Below are 14,952 nucleotides of genomic sequence, written 5' to 3'. Positions count from 1 at the left end.
CAGCATAACGTCTCGTGAAGCCGGCTAACCCGCTGACTTCTGCGCCTTCTTGGCGGCCTTGATTGCCAGATTGCGCTCGCGGATGACAGCAGCGCGGCCTGGCTTCATCTCCTGGCGGGCACGACCGAAGGCGAGCGTGTCGGCTGGCACATCCTCGGTGATGACGCTGCCGGAGGCGATGAGGGCGCCATCGCCAATCGAGACGGGCGCGACGAGGGATGAATTGGAGCCGATGAAGGCCCCTGCCCCGATCCGGGTTTCGTGCTTGTTCACGCCATCATAATTGCAGGTGATAGTGCCGGCACCGATATTGGTCTCGGCACCGACGAAGGCATCGCCGATATAGGTCAGATGGTTGACCTTGGCGCCCTTGCCGATCTCGGCCTTCTTCACCTCGCAGAAATTGCCGACCTTTGCGCCTTCGGCGAGGTTGGCGCCCGGCCGCAGACGGGCAAATGGTCCAACGGTCGCTCCAGCCGAGACATGCGCACCTTCGAGATGCGAGAAGGCATGGATCACGGCACCACCTTCGACCGTCACACCGGGGCCGAAGACGACATTCGGCTCGATCAGGGCGTCCTGCCCGATGACGGTGTCGTGGCTGAGGAAGACGGTTTCAGGTGCAATCATGGTCACGCCGGAGATCATCAGTTCAAGGCGACGGCGCTCCTGCCACAGACGCTCGATCATCGCCAGCTCGGCGCGGTTGTTGCACCCGGTCAGTTCGCTTTCCGGTGCATCGACGGCAACCGCCTTGCCCCCGAGCGAACGGGCGATCTCGACGACGTCTGTCAGGTAGTATTCGCCCTTGGCGTTGCTGTTTCCGATGCGGGTGAGCAGGTCCAGGGCCTTCTTGCCATTGATGGCCATCAGACCGCTGTTGCACCAGGTAACGGCGCGTTCGGCCTCTGTCGCATCTTTTTCCTCGCGGATGGCGACCAGTTCGCCATTTTCGACCAGCAGCCGACCGTAGCCGGTCGGCGTTGCCGTGTGGAAACCGATAACGACGACGTCCGCTCCACCCGACAGAGCCTCGCGGGCAGCCTTCAGGGGGGCAGCAGTAATCAGGGGAACGTCGCCATAAGCGACAAGAATCTCGTCATAACCCCGGGCGATTGCCGCACGGGCCATCAGCACGGCATGGCCCGTGCCGAGGCGCTCGGTCTGCAGGACGCTTTCCACGGATATGCCATCTACCCCGGCGGCAGCCGCAACCTTCTCGGCATCGCGACCGAGCACCAGCGCGACATCCGATACGCCGGATGCGGCAATCGAGGCCATGACATGCGCGATCATCGGGCGACCGCCGACGGGATGCAGGACCTTGGACATCGAGGATTTCATGCGGGTGCTGTCACCGGCGGCAAGAACGACAGCAAGACAGGTGCGGGTCATGGACGGCTCCGGGCATGAGGAAGGCGAATCTCACTAGCCTCCACAGAGAGGAGCCGCAAGCGGAAACAGACGCATCAGCCGGGACGAGATGATCCTTCGATCGCCGCAAGCGCGGCCGCGCGGCCGCGCTGGATGACGGTTTCCATCGCAATACGCGCGCCGTTCTGATCGCCCTGCTCGATCGCTGCAACGATAGCGAGATGCGCGTTGACGATGCCATCGCCGCGGGGCCCACCGCCTGTCTGCTGGTACGTGAGCGTGAAGGCGCCGTCGAGGGCGGCCTTGATGAACCCCACCATGCTGTCCATGAACAGATTGCCACCGACCAGGGTCAGATAGATGTGGAAACGCAGATCGGCTACGGCCTGATCCCGCCAGCTGAGATCCGGGGACCCCAGCAGCATGGCATAGCCGCGCAGTTCGGCACAGTCTTCGGCAGTGGCGCTCGCCGCCGCGAATGCGGCGGTGGCGGGCTCAAGGACCAGGCGGATGTCGTAGAGTTGGTCGATGAACTCGCGGGTAACGCCGCTTTCGAAATGCCAGCGCAGCACGTCTTCATCAAGCATATCCCAATGACAACGCTCCGTGACCCGGGTCCCGACGCGGGACTTTGCAATGACCAGCCCCTTGGCGGCCAGGGTCTTCATGGCTTCGCGAAGGACGGATCGCGATACATCGAAACGCTGTTCGAGATCGACATCGCCGGGAAGCGTCTCGCCGATGTCGAAGTCGCCACCGACAATCGCAAGTCCAAGCTGTTCGACGACCTTTGCGTGACTTGTGCGAAGATGCGTAACAACGCTCAGATCGCGAACTTCTTCCTTACGCATGCCGCCTCGCATTTCAGACTGTATCGCGGGCTATTATACGAAAGACCAATCTTGGTGAAGTCGGTATCTGAGTGTTTCCGTATTTTTAGGTGATCTCAAAAAGAAAGGGCGCAATGTGCGCCCCTTCAGGTTGCATAGATCTTCGCAGATTACTGCGGAAGCTTGTCGTCTACACCTTCGATGTAGAAGTTCATGCCGAGGATGGTGCCGTCGTCAGCCGACTCACCTTCCTTCAGCCAAGCCGTGCCATCCTGCTTGTTGAGCGGGCCGGTAAAGGGCTTCAGCTCGCCGGACTTGATCTTGGCTTCGGTGTCCATCGCCATGGCCTTCACGTCATCAGGCATGTTGGTGTAGGGCGCCATGGACATGATGCCGTCCTTGAGGCCCTCGAAGGTCTGCGCCGAAGTCCAGGTGCCATCGATCACGGCCTGGGTGCGCTTGATGTAATAGGGCGCCCAGGTATCGACGATGGCGCTCAGCTGCGCCTTCGGGCCGGCTGCGATCATGTCGGAGGCCTGACCGAAAGCCTTCAGGCCGCGCTCCTCAGCAACCTGCATCGGAGCGGTCGTGTCGGTGTGCTGAGTCAGAACGTCGACGCCCTGATCGAAGAGGGCCTTGGCGGCATCGGCTTCCTTGCCCGGGTCGAACCAGGTGTTGACCCAGATGACCTTCAGCTTGAACTCGGGGTTCACCGTGCGGGCGCCATGCAGGAAGGCGTTGATGCCGGCGACGACTTCCGGGATCGGGAAGGATGCGATGTAGCCGGCGACGCCGGTCTTCGACATCTTGCCGGCGATCTGACCGTTGATGAAGCGGCCTTCATAGAAGCGCGAATTGTAGGTGGCGACATTGGCTGCGGTCTTGTAGCCGGTCGCATGTTCGAACTTCACGTCCGGGAACTTCTCAGCAACCTTCAGGGTCGCATCCATGAAGCCGAAGGAGGTGGTGAAGATGATGGCGCAGCCGGAACGGGCCATACGCTCGATGGCGCGCTCGGCATCCGGGCCCTCCGGCACGTTTTCGAGGTAAGGCGTTTCGATCTTGTCGCCGAAATGGGCCTGGAGCTGCTGGCGGCCGATGTCGTGGGCCTGGGTCCAGCCGCCATCGGTCTTCGAACCGACATGGACGAAGCACGCCTTCGTCTTGTCCTGGGCGGCGGCAGGTGCCGCGACGCTGACGATTGCCGCTGCCGAAGCGGCGAGCGCGAGGAGGATGTTCTTCATGGATTACCCCTGTCTGGTTAGGTTGAAGCTTTTGTTTTGATTATCTATCCGGCACGAACGGCTTGCCAAGGCAGGCCGGCGTGTTGATCAGCGTCGTACGGCGATTATGGGAGATTATGATCAGCACGACAATGGTTGCCGCATAGGGTAGCGCGGACAGAAATTGCGAGGGAAGGCCGATGCCGAGCGCCTGGGCGTGCAGCTGGCCGATGGTGACCGCGCCGAAGAGATAACCGCCGGCGAGAACCCGCCAGGGCCGCCATGCGGCGAAGACGACGAGGGCGAGCGCGATCCAGCCTCGGCCGGCCGACATGTTCTCCACCCATTGCGGCGTGTAGACGAGCGACAGCTGCGCGCCGGCGAGACCGGCACAGGCGCCGCCGAACATCACGGCAAGATAACGGGTGCGAATGACGGGCAGCCCGAGCGTATGTGCCGAGCCATGGCTGTCACCGATGGCGCGAAGTTTGAGACCCGAACGGCTCTTGAACAGATACCAGTTCACCCCGGCAACCAGCGCGATCGACAGATAGAAGAAGAGATCCTGGGCAAACAGGATCGGCCCGATCACCGGAATATCGGAAAGCAGCGGGATGACGATCGGCTGCATCTTGACGCCGGGAACACCCACGACGCTTTCACCGACCATGCCGGATACACCAAGACCGAGGATGGTCAGCGCGAGACCCGTCGCGACCTGGTTGGCGACCAGCGTCAGCGTCAGGAAGCCGAACAGCAGCGAGAAGATCGCGCCCGTCGCGATGCCAGCGAGAACGCCGACATAGGGCGAACCCGTCATATTGGTGGCTATGAAGGCACAGACCGCGCCGATGATCATCATGCCCTCGACGCCGAGGTTCAGCACGCCGGAGCGCTCGGTAACCAGTTCGCCCATGGCGGCAATCACCAGCGGGGTCGAGGCGGTAATAATGGTCAGAAGGATGGCTTCAAACATCGTCACGCACCCTTCGTGGACGCATTGCGGGCACGGTCGAAGACGAGGCGCACCTTGTAGAGGATGAGCGTATCGCAAGAGAGCACGAAGAACAGCAGCAGCCCCTGGAAGACGCGCGTCACCTTGTCGGACACGCCAATCGACAGCTGCGCGCCCTCCCCGCCGAGATAGGTCAGCGCCAGCACGAAGCCGGAGGCGATGATACCGAGCGGATTGAGACGGCCGAGAAAAGCGACGATGATCGCCGTGAAGCCGTAACCCGGCGAGATCGTCGGCTGCATGTGGCCGATAGAACCGGAAACTTCGGCAATGCCGGCGAGCCCTGCAAGCGCGCCGGAGAACATCATCGAGAACCAGACCATCTTGCGAGACGAGAAGCCGGCGAAGCGCCCTGCCCGCTCGGACTGGCCGAGCACCACCACCTGGAAGCCCTTGAGCGTGTAGCGCATCATGAACCAGACGGCGACGGCCGCGACCAGTGCAAAGACGATGCCGAGATGAGCACGGCCCGAATCGAGGATCTCGGGCAGTACCGCCTCGGGTACGAAGGAGCGTGACTGCGGGAAGTTGTAACCCGCCGGATCCTTCCAGATGCCGCGCGTCAGCCAGTCGAGCAGAAGCTGCGCGATATAGACCAGCATCAGGCTGGTGAGAATCTCGTTGGTATTGAAACGGGTCTTGAGCAGCGCCGGGATCGCGGCATAGGCGGCGCCACCGATCGCGCCCATGACAAGCATCATCGGCAGGAGCAGCGGCGAGGTCCACTCATAAAAGGTGATCGGCAGGATGGAGCCGACGATCGCACCGGCGATGAACTGACCTTCGGCGCCGATATTCCAGTTGTTCGAGCGGTAACAGACGGAAAGCCCGACGCCGATGAGGATCAGCGGAGCCGCCTTTACCGCGAGTTCATGCAGCGACCAGACCTCGAGCAGTGGCTCGATAAAGAAGCTGTAGAGGGCCGAAACCGGATCCTTGCCGAGCATCGCGAACATGATGCCGCCGAAGAAGACGGTCAGTGCCAGAGCAAGTAGCGGCGAGACGATGGCAAAGAGGTTCGACTGGCGGGAGCGGCGTTCAAGTTCAATGCGCATGGGCCGCCTCCGGGGCAGTCTGCAGACCGTGAACGCCACCCATGAGGATGCCGATGCGTTCGCGGGTCATGGTCGAGGCGGGATAGGCGTCGGACAGCTTGCCTTCGGAGATCGCTGCAATCGACGTCGCGACCTCGAAAATCTCGTCCAGATCCTGGCTGATGACGACGACGGCAGAGCCACTCTTGGCGAGGTCGACAAGGGCCTGACGGATGCGGCTCGCGGCCCCTGCGTCGACGCCCCAGGTGGGCTGGTTGACAACGAGCACCGACGGTTGCCGATCGAGCTCGCGGCCAACGATGAACTTCTGCAGGTTGCCGCCCGAAAGCGAGCCGGCAGCTGGATCATCACCGCTCTTGCGCACATCCATCATCTCGGAGATCCGGCGGGCAGCCTGCTGAACGAGGCCATGGCGGATCAAGCCGATCTTGCCGCCAGTGAGATAGGCGGTGCGGTCGGAGGCATTGCGCGACAAGAAAAGGTTTTCCGACAGGCTCATGGCCGGGATCGCCGCGTGGCCGTGCCGTTCCTCAGGCACGAAGCCCGCGCCGAGCAACCGGCGCTCGTTGATCCCGAGGCGCCCGACGGACTTGCCGCGCAGCTGAACCGAATCGGGGTTTTGAACCGGATATTCGCCGGAGAGCGCATCGAAGAGTTCGCTCTGGCCGTTGCCGGCCACCCCTGCAATCGCCAGGATCTCCCCTGCCTTCACAGTCATCGAGAGGTTCTTGAGCGGCATGGCGAAGGGCGTCCGCGGGCTGACGGAGAGGTCCGTGACCTGCAACTGCACCGCACCGTCTGCCGGCGGCTCCACCTTTTCGACGCAGGCGACGTCCGCACCCACCATCATCCGGGCGAGAGAAGCCGGCGTTTCCTGGCGTGGATCGCAGGCGCCGGTCATCTTGCCGTGGCGGAGCACGGTGGCGCGATCACAGATGCGCTGCACTTCTTCGAGGCGGTGGCTGATATAGAGAACGGAACGGCCTTCAGCCTTGAGCTTGAAGAGTGTTTCGAAGAGCCTGTCCGCCTCCTGCGGCGTCAGCACCGAGGTCGGTTCGTCGAGAATGATGAGCTTCGGGTTTTGCAATAGCGCCCGGACGATCTCGATGCGCTGGCGCTCGCCAACCGAGAGATCGGCCACATGGGCGTTGGGATCAAGCGGCAATCCATAGGCGACCGAAAGTTCCGCTGCCTTTTTCGAGAGATCGGAGATCGAGATCTTCTCGTCGAGCGACAGCGCGATGTTTTCGGCGACCGTGAGCGCTTCGAAGAGGGAAAAATGCTGGAAAACCATGCCGATGCCGAGTCGGCGGGCAGCGGCTGGATTGGGGATGACGCGGTTCTGGCCTTCCCAGCCGATCGTGCCGGCGGACGGCGCAAGGATGCCGAAGAGCATCTTGACGAGTGTTGACTTTCCGGCGCCGTTTTCGCCGAGAAGCGCATGAATCTCGCCATGGCCGATATCGAGGTCGATGCCATCGCAGGCCTTGAAACTGCCGAATAGCTTCGTCAGCCCCCGCACGGTCAGAAGCGGCTTGTCACCCTCGGGCGATTGATGCGGCACAGGTCCCCCTTGCATTGCCATGCGTCCCGGCCAGGTCTTGCGCCTAGTCCATCGCTCAATTCATAACCGGTTTGCGGCAGCGCACAATATATAGGCAAAAGTTTTTTTTGGTTTTGCCCAGACGCGTTCGAAACTCGGTCAGTCGCGACGACCGAGAGCCGGGAAGAACTGCAGCACGCCCCCGATCACGTAGAGATAGAGACCGCTGACGATCATGCCGATCACGACCCAGGTCGGCGAATTGAAATGAAGCAGCAGCGCATAGCCGCCAAACCCGCACCAGAGGAGGAAAACGGCGAGATTGAGCGGACGCAGGCGCTTGACGCGGACCGGATGAAGGAAATGGATCGGCAGAAAAGTCAGGAACACCGAGGCCAGCACGACCACCAGAGCCGTGGTGGCGCTGGCATCGATGACAAACAGCGTGAAGATCAGCATGTTCCAGACAACGGGGAAGCCGGAGAAGAAATACTCGTCCGTTTTCATCCCCATGTCGGCATAGTAGATGGCGCTCGACACCACGATCAGGCCGGCAGCGACGAAGGACCACGGCTCCCCGATCATGCCGCTCTGATAGAGCGCAAAGGCCGGCAGAAGCACATAGGTGACATAATCGATGATGTTGTCGAGCGTATCGCCGGACCAGTTCGGCAGGACTTCCTTGACGCGAACCTTGCGGGCAATCGGGCCGTCGATACCATCGACGAGCAGGGCAAGTCCCAGCCACCAGAACATATCGACGAAGCGCATTTCGGCGGCCGCAACAACCCCGAGAAAAGCCAGGAAAGAACCTGAAGCGGTGAGAATATGCACCGAAAAAGCGCGGATTTCGGCGTATGGCACACGCTTGTAGTTGAAGATCTTCATCCTGGCTCCAGGTCGACCGCAATCGGGAGAAACGGTATCGGACGAAATGACGCGGTTTGCAACACAAGTGCCGGACTATGCCCCGATTTCGGCGCAGCGATTGCCGGTGGCTGCGCCATTTCGGCCCATGGATTTTGGCGCACCGGCGATCTAGATAGAGGTTATGTCACGCCAACCCGGGACCCTCAGGATGCAGCACGACCACGACATTGCCGTCATCGGCGCCGGACCGGCCGGTCAGATCGCCGCCATCGCCATGGCACGCGGCGGTCGCCGCGTCGTTCTGGTCGGCCCGGAGCCGGATGGATCCGATCGACGCACCACGGCCCTGATGGACCAGTCGCTGGCGATGATGCAGCGGCTCGGTCTGTGGCAGCACCTGGAGACGCAGACCGCCCCGCTCGCGGTGATGCAGATCATCGACGGCACCAGACGCCTGTTGCGGGCGCCAACGGTCGCGTTCCGCAGCGCCGAAATCGGGCTTGACGCCTTCGGCTACAACATTCCGAATGCCGCCCTGCTTGCCGTGCTCTCCAAAGCCGTGGCGTCGGAACCGCTGATCAGCCGGAAAACGTCGACGGCTCAGACGATCGATGTCGGCGCCGAGGCCGTCACCCTTGGTCTCGACGGCGAGACGGTCTCGGTCGATTTCGTCATCGGCGCGGACGGACGGCGATCGAGGACCCGCGAGAGCGCCGGCGTCGGGGTGAAGACCTGGTCCTACCCGCAGACGGCCGTGGTGATGAATTTCGTCCACACGCTCCCCCACCAGAACATCTCCACGGAGTTTCACACCGAATCGGGGCCCTTCACCCAGGTGCCCTTGCCTGGCTTGCGCTCGAGCCTCGTCTGGGTGGTGACGCCGCAGGAGGCGGATCGCCTGACCTCGCTGACCGCTGATCAGTTGTCGGCGGAGGTCGAGGGCCGCATGCAGTCGATGCTCGGAAAGGTGTCCGTGGAGGAAGGCGTGCAGGCCTGGCCACTGTCTGGCATGACCGCCGTTCATTATGGCAAGGGACGAGCCGCCTTTGTCGGCGAGGCAGGTCATGCCTTCCCGCCGATTGGCGCCCAGGGCCTCAATCTCAGCCTGCGCGACATCGCGGCCCTGGAGGAAATCCTCATCGATCGCGGTCCGGCACCCATCGCTGCCGACAGTGGCGACCGGTTCGACCGGAAGCGTCGGCTCGACATTGCGAGCCGAACGGCGAGCGTCGATCTGTTGAACAGGTCCCTGCTCTCAGGGCTGCTTCCGGTTCAGATGGTCCGGGCGGCCGGATTGCAGGTCCTCGCGAGCGTCGGCCCCTTGCGCAACCTTGTCATGCAGGAGGGGGTTGCGCCCGGTCGTGGCTTGAAGAGCCTGCCGCAGCTGTTACGGAAAAAGGTCGGGCGGTAAGACGCCACTCTTGACCGCAAAGAGAAGTGCCGAGACCGAAAACACCGAGATGACCGTGGTGATCAGGATCGTGGCTGAAGCCCGCTCCTGCCAGACCCCGTATTGCTGGCCGATGACGAAGACATTGGTTGCCGTCGGCAGCGAGGCGAGCAGGATTGCCGTGTAGACCCAAAGCGGATCGAACTTGCCGACGAAGCTCAGGACGACATAGACCAGGATCGGATGCAGGACGAGCTTGATCGGTACGATGTAACCGATCTCGACCGGAATGCGCCTGAGTGGGCGCAGCGCCAACGTCACCCCCATGGCAAACAGGGCGCAGGGCGCTGCCGCCTGAGCGAGATAGTCGATGAGGCGCTGCAGGGCGATTGGCGGCTCGAAGGACGAGGCGGCGGCCAGAAAGCCGATCAGCGTTGCGATGATGAAGGGATGCGTCAGGATCTTGCGGCCGACGTCGAGCGCGAGCTGCAAGGGCGGGCGCTTGTCACCACCGGCAAAGGCCATCAGTGCCGGTGCGGCGATGAAGTGGGCGGCGTTTTCGAAGCAGAAGACCAGCGCCACTGGAACAGCAGCCTTTTCGCCGAAGGCAAGCAGGGCAAGACCCGGCCCCATGTAGCCGATATTGCCATAGCAGCCCGCCAGCGACTGGACGGTCGACTCGGCAATGCTGTTGCCGCGAACAAGACGGCTGATGATGAAGACAAGCACGAAAATGCTGTAGGTTGCGGCTAGGCAGGCCGCGATGAAGTCGATGCGGGTCAGCTGTTCGATCGGGGTGCGGGAGACAAGCTTGAAGAACAGTGCCGGTAGCGAAACGTAGATCACGAAGAAATTCAGCCAGCCGAGCGCCTGGGCCGAATGATCACCGAGCCGGCCCGAGACATATCCGATGAGGATCAGGCCAAAAAACGGCAGTACCAGCGCGACAATCTCGGCCATCGGCAGTCTCCATACGGACGCCCCCGCGCGCCCGTTCCGGACTTAGCCGATTTGCGACAGGATTGGAAAGGTCTGCTGGAACCAGATCGCCATGTCAGAGACGTAACCGAAGATGAAGGCGAGGCCCGTCAACACCAGGAGACCGCCCATTGCCTTCTCCACCAGCCCGAGATGGCGGCGGAAACGGGTGAGAAAGCGCATGAACGCCCCGGAGAACCCGGCTGCAATCCAGAAGGGCACCGCCAACCCCAGCGAATAGATGGCAAGCAGCAGCGCGCCATCGCCCACGGTTTCCTTGGAGGCGGCAACGCCCAGGATGGCGCCGAGCACGGGGCCGATGCAGGGTGTCCAGCCGAAGGCAAAGGCAAGGCCCATGACATAGGCGCCGGACAGCGTTGCCGGTTTGCCGCCACTGGCGAATCGGTATTCCGACGACAGGATGCCCAGCCGGAAGAGGCCGAGGAAATTCAGGCCCATGATGATGATGATGACGCCGCCGAGCTTGGCCAGCAGGTCCATGTGCTGCCTCAGAAGCCCGCCGATCGTCGAGGCGCCGGCACCGAGGGAGACGAATACGGTGGCGAAACCGAGGGTGAAGACCAGCGACGTCAGCAGCACCGTGCGCCGGGCTGCGGCGTTCTGGGTGGACTGACCGTCACGGAACTGGTCGACCGAAATCCCGGCCATGTAGCAGAGATAGGGCGGCACGAGCGGCAGTACGCAGGGAGACAGAAAGGACAAGGCCCCCGCCAGAAGCGCACTGAAAAAGGAAATATCGGCAATCGACACGACAGACTCCGGGACCCGAACGGCGCCCTTCCTAATCCGCGCGCTGCCCGCTTGCCAATCACCTTTGCGTACGCTGCGACAACTAGGCTGCATTTTGCTGGCAAAACTGCATTTTTGCGGTTGACCGGTCGGGGGCGCCTGCATATGTTCCGCGCACTTCTTGGGGCGGCGCAAAAACCGCACGGGAGAGCGTAGCTCAGCCGGTAGAGCAACTGACTTTTAATCAGTAGGTCCAGGGTTCGAATCCCTGCGCTCTCACCACTCTCAAGATGTTCATACCGGCGACATGGGCAACATCACCGACCCAAGACACGGGTGAAACGCGTGGTGAACGGTTTCCCAAAGCTTTCTGGCCATTATCCATTCGAGGTCGGTGCGGCTGAAGAACAGCTTGCCTGTCTTGCGTGATACGCCCTGCCGATCCCTGCGCCCCGCACGTGTAAAGCGGCGAGCAGACGCCGTTCCTTCGTTCCTCGGGTCGCACAAACACCAACCTTACCAATCTTTCACTGTCCTTTCCTCGCCGAAAGTCTATCTGCATAGCCATGGAAGCTGATGCCCTTGATACCGATCAAGGGGCTTGGCGCCGGCCTGGTCCAAGGTCCGGTGAAGCAGAATGATTGAGACGGAGCAGACGTGAGCGACAACCCGAACCCCAAGACCTCGTCCGAGACGGAAGAGCTGAAGGCGATGCTGGCCAGCGCCGCGCGTCCGAAGGCCCGCTGGGGCCTGCGTTTCCTCGGTCTGCTTGCAATCCTTGGGCTTGGCTACGGCGCCTATCTCTGGTCGGCGGGCGGAACCACTGTCAGCTATACCACCGCCGAGTTGAAGCCCGGCGACCTGACCGTGGTCGTCACGGCAACCGGTTCCGTGGAGCCGACCGTTCAGGTCGACGTTTCCTCGGAACAGTCGGGCACGGTTCGCGAGGTGCTTGCCGACTTCAACAGTGAGGTGAAGAAGGGCGACGTACTGGCGCGCCTCGACACCGACAAGCTGAACGCCGACCTGAAAGCCAAGGAGGCGGCCCTCGCTTCCGCCCGCGCCTCGGTCTCCAAGGCCCGCGCCGACGAACAATCGGCCAAGTCCAAGCTCGACCGTCAGACCACGCTCGTCTCCAGCCGCGTCTCCACCCAGCAGGATCTCGACACCGCCGAGTATACCTACCAGGCGGCGTCCGCCGCGCGCCAGAGCGCCGAAGCCGATGTCATCTCAGCGGAAGCCGCCCTCGAACAGGCAAAGCTCTCGGTATCCAAGGCAACGATCGTCTCGCCGATCGACGGCATCGTTCTCTCGCGCAATGTCGACACCGGCGCCACGGTCGCAGCCTCGCTCGAAGCCCCGACGCTCTTCACCCTAGCCGGAGATCTGCGCCAGATGGAGCTGCAGGTCTCGATCGACGAGGCCGATGTCGGCCAGGTCGCCGTCGGCCAGGCCGCCACCTTCACGGTCGATGCCTTCCCCGACCAGCGTTTCCCCGCCGAGATCACCTCGATCCGCTACGCTGCCGAAACCGTCAGCGACGTCGTCACCTACAAGGGCATTCTCTCCGTATCCAATGACGATCTTCTGCTGCGCCAGGGCATGACCGCGACGGCCGATATCGTTGTCCAGTCGGTGAAGAACGGCCTGCTGATCCCCAATGCCGCGCTGCGCTATTCCCCGCCGGCGACCACCGGGACGGGGACCACCGGCGGCGGCAGCGGCGTCTTCAGCCTTTTCCGCCCGCCCCGTGAAGCGCCGCAAAGTGCGCCCGAACCTGAGGGCAACGAGCGCACCATCTGGCTGCTGCGCAACGGCGTACCTGTCGCCGTCAACATCGAGATCGGCGCCTCCGACGGCCAGAACACGGTTGTCGTCAAAGGCGACGTCAAGGAGGGCGACCAGGTCATCACCGACCAGGCCGTCCGCAACGGCTAAGGCGCGCCATGGCCTCCTCCCCGCTCCTCGAATTTCGCCAGATCTCCCGCATCTATGGACGCGGCGAGGCAACCATCCGTGCCCTCGACCGGGTTGACCTGTCGATCGAGCGCAACGAATTCGTCGCGATCATGGGCCCGTCCGGCTCCGGCAAATCGACCGCCATGAACATCCTCGGCTGCCTCGATGTGCCGACATCAGGTCAGTATTTCTTTCAAGGTATCGACACATCAGGCTTCGACCGCGCGCAATATACGCTGCTGCGCCGCCACATGCTGGGCTTCGTCTTCCAGGGCTTCAACCTGCTCGCCCGCACCTCGGCGGTCGAAAATGTCGAACTGCCGCTGGTCTATCGCGGCATGGACGGGCGTGAACGGCGGGCCCGGGCGCTGAAGGCGCTGTCGCAGGTCGGCCTTAGCGGACGCGAAAACCACACCACTCAGGAACTTTCCGGCGGCCAGCAACAGCGCGTCGCGATTGCCCGCGCGATCGTCACCAGCCCCGCCGTGCTGCTCGCCGATGAACCAACCGGCAATCTCGACACCAAGACCAGCCGGGAGATCATGGAACTCATCACCGGCCTCAACCGCGATCACGGCATCACGGTGATTATGGTCACCCACGAAGACGATATCGCCGCCTATGCGAAGCGGACCCTGCGTTTTGTCGATGGCCAAATCCAATCCGACAGCGGGATCGAGGAGGCACGCGCCCATGTTCGGTGAAACCCTGAAACTGGCGCTGCGCGCCATCCGCCGCAACCTTCTACGCTCCTTCCTCACCGTGCTCGGCGTCGTGATCGGCGTGGCCGCCGTCATCGCCATGGTGACGATCGGCAACGGCACGACCGCCCAGGTCACCAGCGAAATCTCCAAGCTCGGCACCAATCTGCTCTTCGTCCGTCCCGGCCAGTTCGGACCGGGCCGTGCCGCCACCGACGCCAAGAAGTTCACCATCCGGGACATCGAGGCGATCCGCGAGCAGATCCCCGGCCTGCGCGCCGTGGCCGCCATCAACCAGTCCAGCCAGACCGTCATCTTCAGCGGCCAGAGCCGCCAGACCTCGATCATCGGCTCCGGAGACGATTATCTGATCGCCCAAAACTGGGAACTGGCCTCCGGCCGCACCTTCCTGGCGTCGGAAGAGCGGGGCGGCCAGGCCGTCTGCCTCGTCGGCGAAACCGTCCGCTCCAAGCTCTTCGGCTCGACGCCCGCCATCGAACAGACGATCCGCGTCGGCAATGTTGCCTGCCAGGTGATCGGCATTCTCGCGAAGAAGGGCCAGAGCGGCATGGGCAGCGACCAGGACGATGTCGTCATGATGCCCCTCAAGGTATTCCAACGCCGCATCGGCGGCTCGACGGATGTCTCCAGCATCATGCTATCGGCCGAAGACGGCGTGTCCACCGCAAAGGTTCAGGCCGATGTCGAGCGTCTGCTGCGCGAACGCCGCAAGATCGTGCCCGGCCGTGACGACGACTTTTCCGTCAACGACATGACCCAGATGGCAGCGACCCTCACCGGCACCACCACCCTGATGACCGGCCTGCTGGGCGCAGTCGCCGCCGTCTCGCTGCTTGTCGGCGGCATCGGCATCATGAACATCATGCTGGTCTCGGTCACCGAGCGCACCCGCGAGATCGGCATCCGGCTGGCGATCGGGGCGGTCGAGCGTCAGGTGCTGATGCAGTTCCTCGTCGAAGCCGTGACGCTCTCCGTCTTCGGCGGCGTGGTCGGCATCGCGCTCGGCCTGGCGATCGCCTATACGGCTGTCACCTTGATGTCGGTGCCCTTCGTCGCAAGCCCCTCGATCATCCTTCTGGCCTTCGCCTTCTCGGCGGCGATCGGCATGATCTTCGGCTATTTCCCGGCTCGCCGGGCGGCCCAGATGAACCCCATCGACGCGCTCCGCCACGAATGACGCCTCTCCCTCGCATCATCGCAGCAAGCCTCGGGCAAACTTATTGTGGTGTAGCTCATCCTAATG

13 protein-coding genes and 1 tRNA gene are annotated in these 14,952 nt (G+C 62.7%); 5 read left to right on the top strand and 9 right to left on the bottom strand.

Annotation, left to right across the window (positions count from 1 at the left end):
- Positions 1-24 precede the first annotated feature (24 nt).
- The 7 genes from glmU to pcsA form a co-directional block, all read right to left on the bottom strand.
- A complete protein-coding gene (gene glmU, locus J2045_RS20165; protein WP_307376361.1) occupies positions 25-1,395 on the bottom strand; it encodes a bifunctional UDP-N-acetylglucosamine diphosphorylase/glucosamine-1-phosphate N-acetyltransferase GlmU in 1,371 nt (456 codons plus the stop codon).
- A 74-nt stretch (positions 1,396-1,469) separates the two neighbouring features.
- Positions 1,470-2,225 (bottom strand): FadR/GntR family transcriptional regulator, encoded by a 756-nt coding sequence (locus J2045_RS20160; protein WP_307376357.1) that lies wholly within the window; start codon positions 2,223-2,225, stop codon positions 1,470-1,472.
- A 149-nt stretch (positions 2,226-2,374) separates the two neighbouring features.
- Positions 2,375-3,448, bottom strand: coding sequence for a BMP family ABC transporter substrate-binding protein (locus tag J2045_RS20155; protein WP_166599241.1), 1,074 nt, complete (start codon positions 3,446-3,448; stop codon positions 2,375-2,377).
- Positions 3,449-3,488: 40 nt separating this feature from the next.
- Positions 3,489-4,409 (bottom strand): ABC transporter permease, encoded by a 921-nt coding sequence (locus tag J2045_RS20150; protein ID WP_307376354.1) that lies wholly within the window; start codon positions 4,407-4,409, stop codon positions 3,489-3,491.
- Positions 4,406-5,497: an ABC transporter permease gene (locus tag J2045_RS20145; protein WP_307376352.1), complete on the bottom strand. Its 1,092-nt coding sequence runs from the start codon at positions 5,495-5,497 to the stop codon at positions 4,406-4,408. The genes J2045_RS20150 and J2045_RS20145 overlap by 4 nt, the downstream gene beginning before the upstream one ends.
- Entirely contained in the window at positions 5,487-7,076 is a 1,590-nt protein-coding gene (locus J2045_RS20140; protein ID WP_307376349.1) for an ABC transporter ATP-binding protein, read from the bottom strand. The genes J2045_RS20145 and J2045_RS20140 overlap by 11 nt, the downstream gene beginning before the upstream one ends.
- 123 nt (positions 7,077-7,199) lie before the next feature.
- Entirely contained in the window at positions 7,200-7,928 is a 729-nt protein-coding gene (pcsA, locus tag J2045_RS20135) for a phosphatidylcholine synthase (protein WP_307376346.1), read from the bottom strand.
- 190 nt (positions 7,929-8,118) lie between these two features.
- On the opposite strand from pcsA, the gene J2045_RS20130 reads away from it, so the two are divergent.
- Positions 8,119-9,321 (top strand): UbiH/UbiF family hydroxylase, encoded by a 1,203-nt coding sequence (locus J2045_RS20130; RefSeq protein WP_307376343.1) that lies wholly within the window; start codon positions 8,119-8,121, stop codon positions 9,319-9,321.
- On the opposite strand, the gene J2045_RS20125 is transcribed toward J2045_RS20130, so the two are convergent.
- Both J2045_RS20125 and J2045_RS20120 read right to left on the bottom strand, forming a co-directional pair.
- Entirely contained in the window at positions 9,298-10,260 is a 963-nt protein-coding gene (locus J2045_RS20125) for an AEC family transporter (protein ID WP_307376340.1), read from the bottom strand. The two genes, J2045_RS20130 and J2045_RS20125, sit on opposite strands and share 24 nt — an antisense overlap.
- A 42-nt stretch (positions 10,261-10,302) precedes the next feature.
- Positions 10,303-11,049 carry a cytochrome c biogenesis CcdA family protein gene (locus tag J2045_RS20120; RefSeq protein WP_307376338.1) on the bottom strand — a complete coding sequence of 249 codons (747 nt, stop codon included), beginning with the start codon at positions 11,047-11,049 and terminating at the stop codon, positions 10,303-10,305.
- A gap of 185 nt (positions 11,050-11,234) precedes the next feature.
- Between J2045_RS20120 and J2045_RS20115 the strand changes: the two genes are divergently transcribed.
- From J2045_RS20115 to J2045_RS20100, 4 genes are all read left to right on the top strand, one after another.
- Positions 11,235-11,310 (top strand) — tRNA-Lys (locus J2045_RS20115).
- 429 nt (positions 11,311-11,739) lie between these two features.
- Positions 11,740-12,966: an efflux RND transporter periplasmic adaptor subunit gene (locus J2045_RS20110; RefSeq protein WP_307376472.1), complete on the top strand. Its 1,227-nt coding sequence runs from the start codon at positions 11,740-11,742 to the stop codon at positions 12,964-12,966.
- Between the two features lie 8 nt (positions 12,967-12,974).
- Entirely contained in the window at positions 12,975-13,691 is a 717-nt protein-coding gene (locus tag J2045_RS20105; RefSeq protein WP_307376336.1) for an ABC transporter ATP-binding protein, read from the top strand.
- Complete coding sequence (locus tag J2045_RS20100) at positions 13,681-14,886, top strand: ABC transporter permease (RefSeq protein WP_307376334.1); 1,206 nt, start codon at positions 13,681-13,683, stop codon at positions 14,884-14,886. The genes J2045_RS20105 and J2045_RS20100 overlap by 11 nt, the downstream gene beginning before the upstream one ends.
- Positions 14,887-14,952 lie beyond the last annotated feature (66 nt).

The sequence above is a fragment of the Peteryoungia aggregata LMG 23059 genome (assembly GCF_030814435.1).
Lineage (GTDB): Bacteria > Pseudomonadota > Alphaproteobacteria > Rhizobiales > Rhizobiaceae > Allorhizobium > Allorhizobium aggregatum.
Note: the sequence above shows the minus strand (reverse complement) of the source record. Positions and strands in the feature narration are given on the sequence as shown.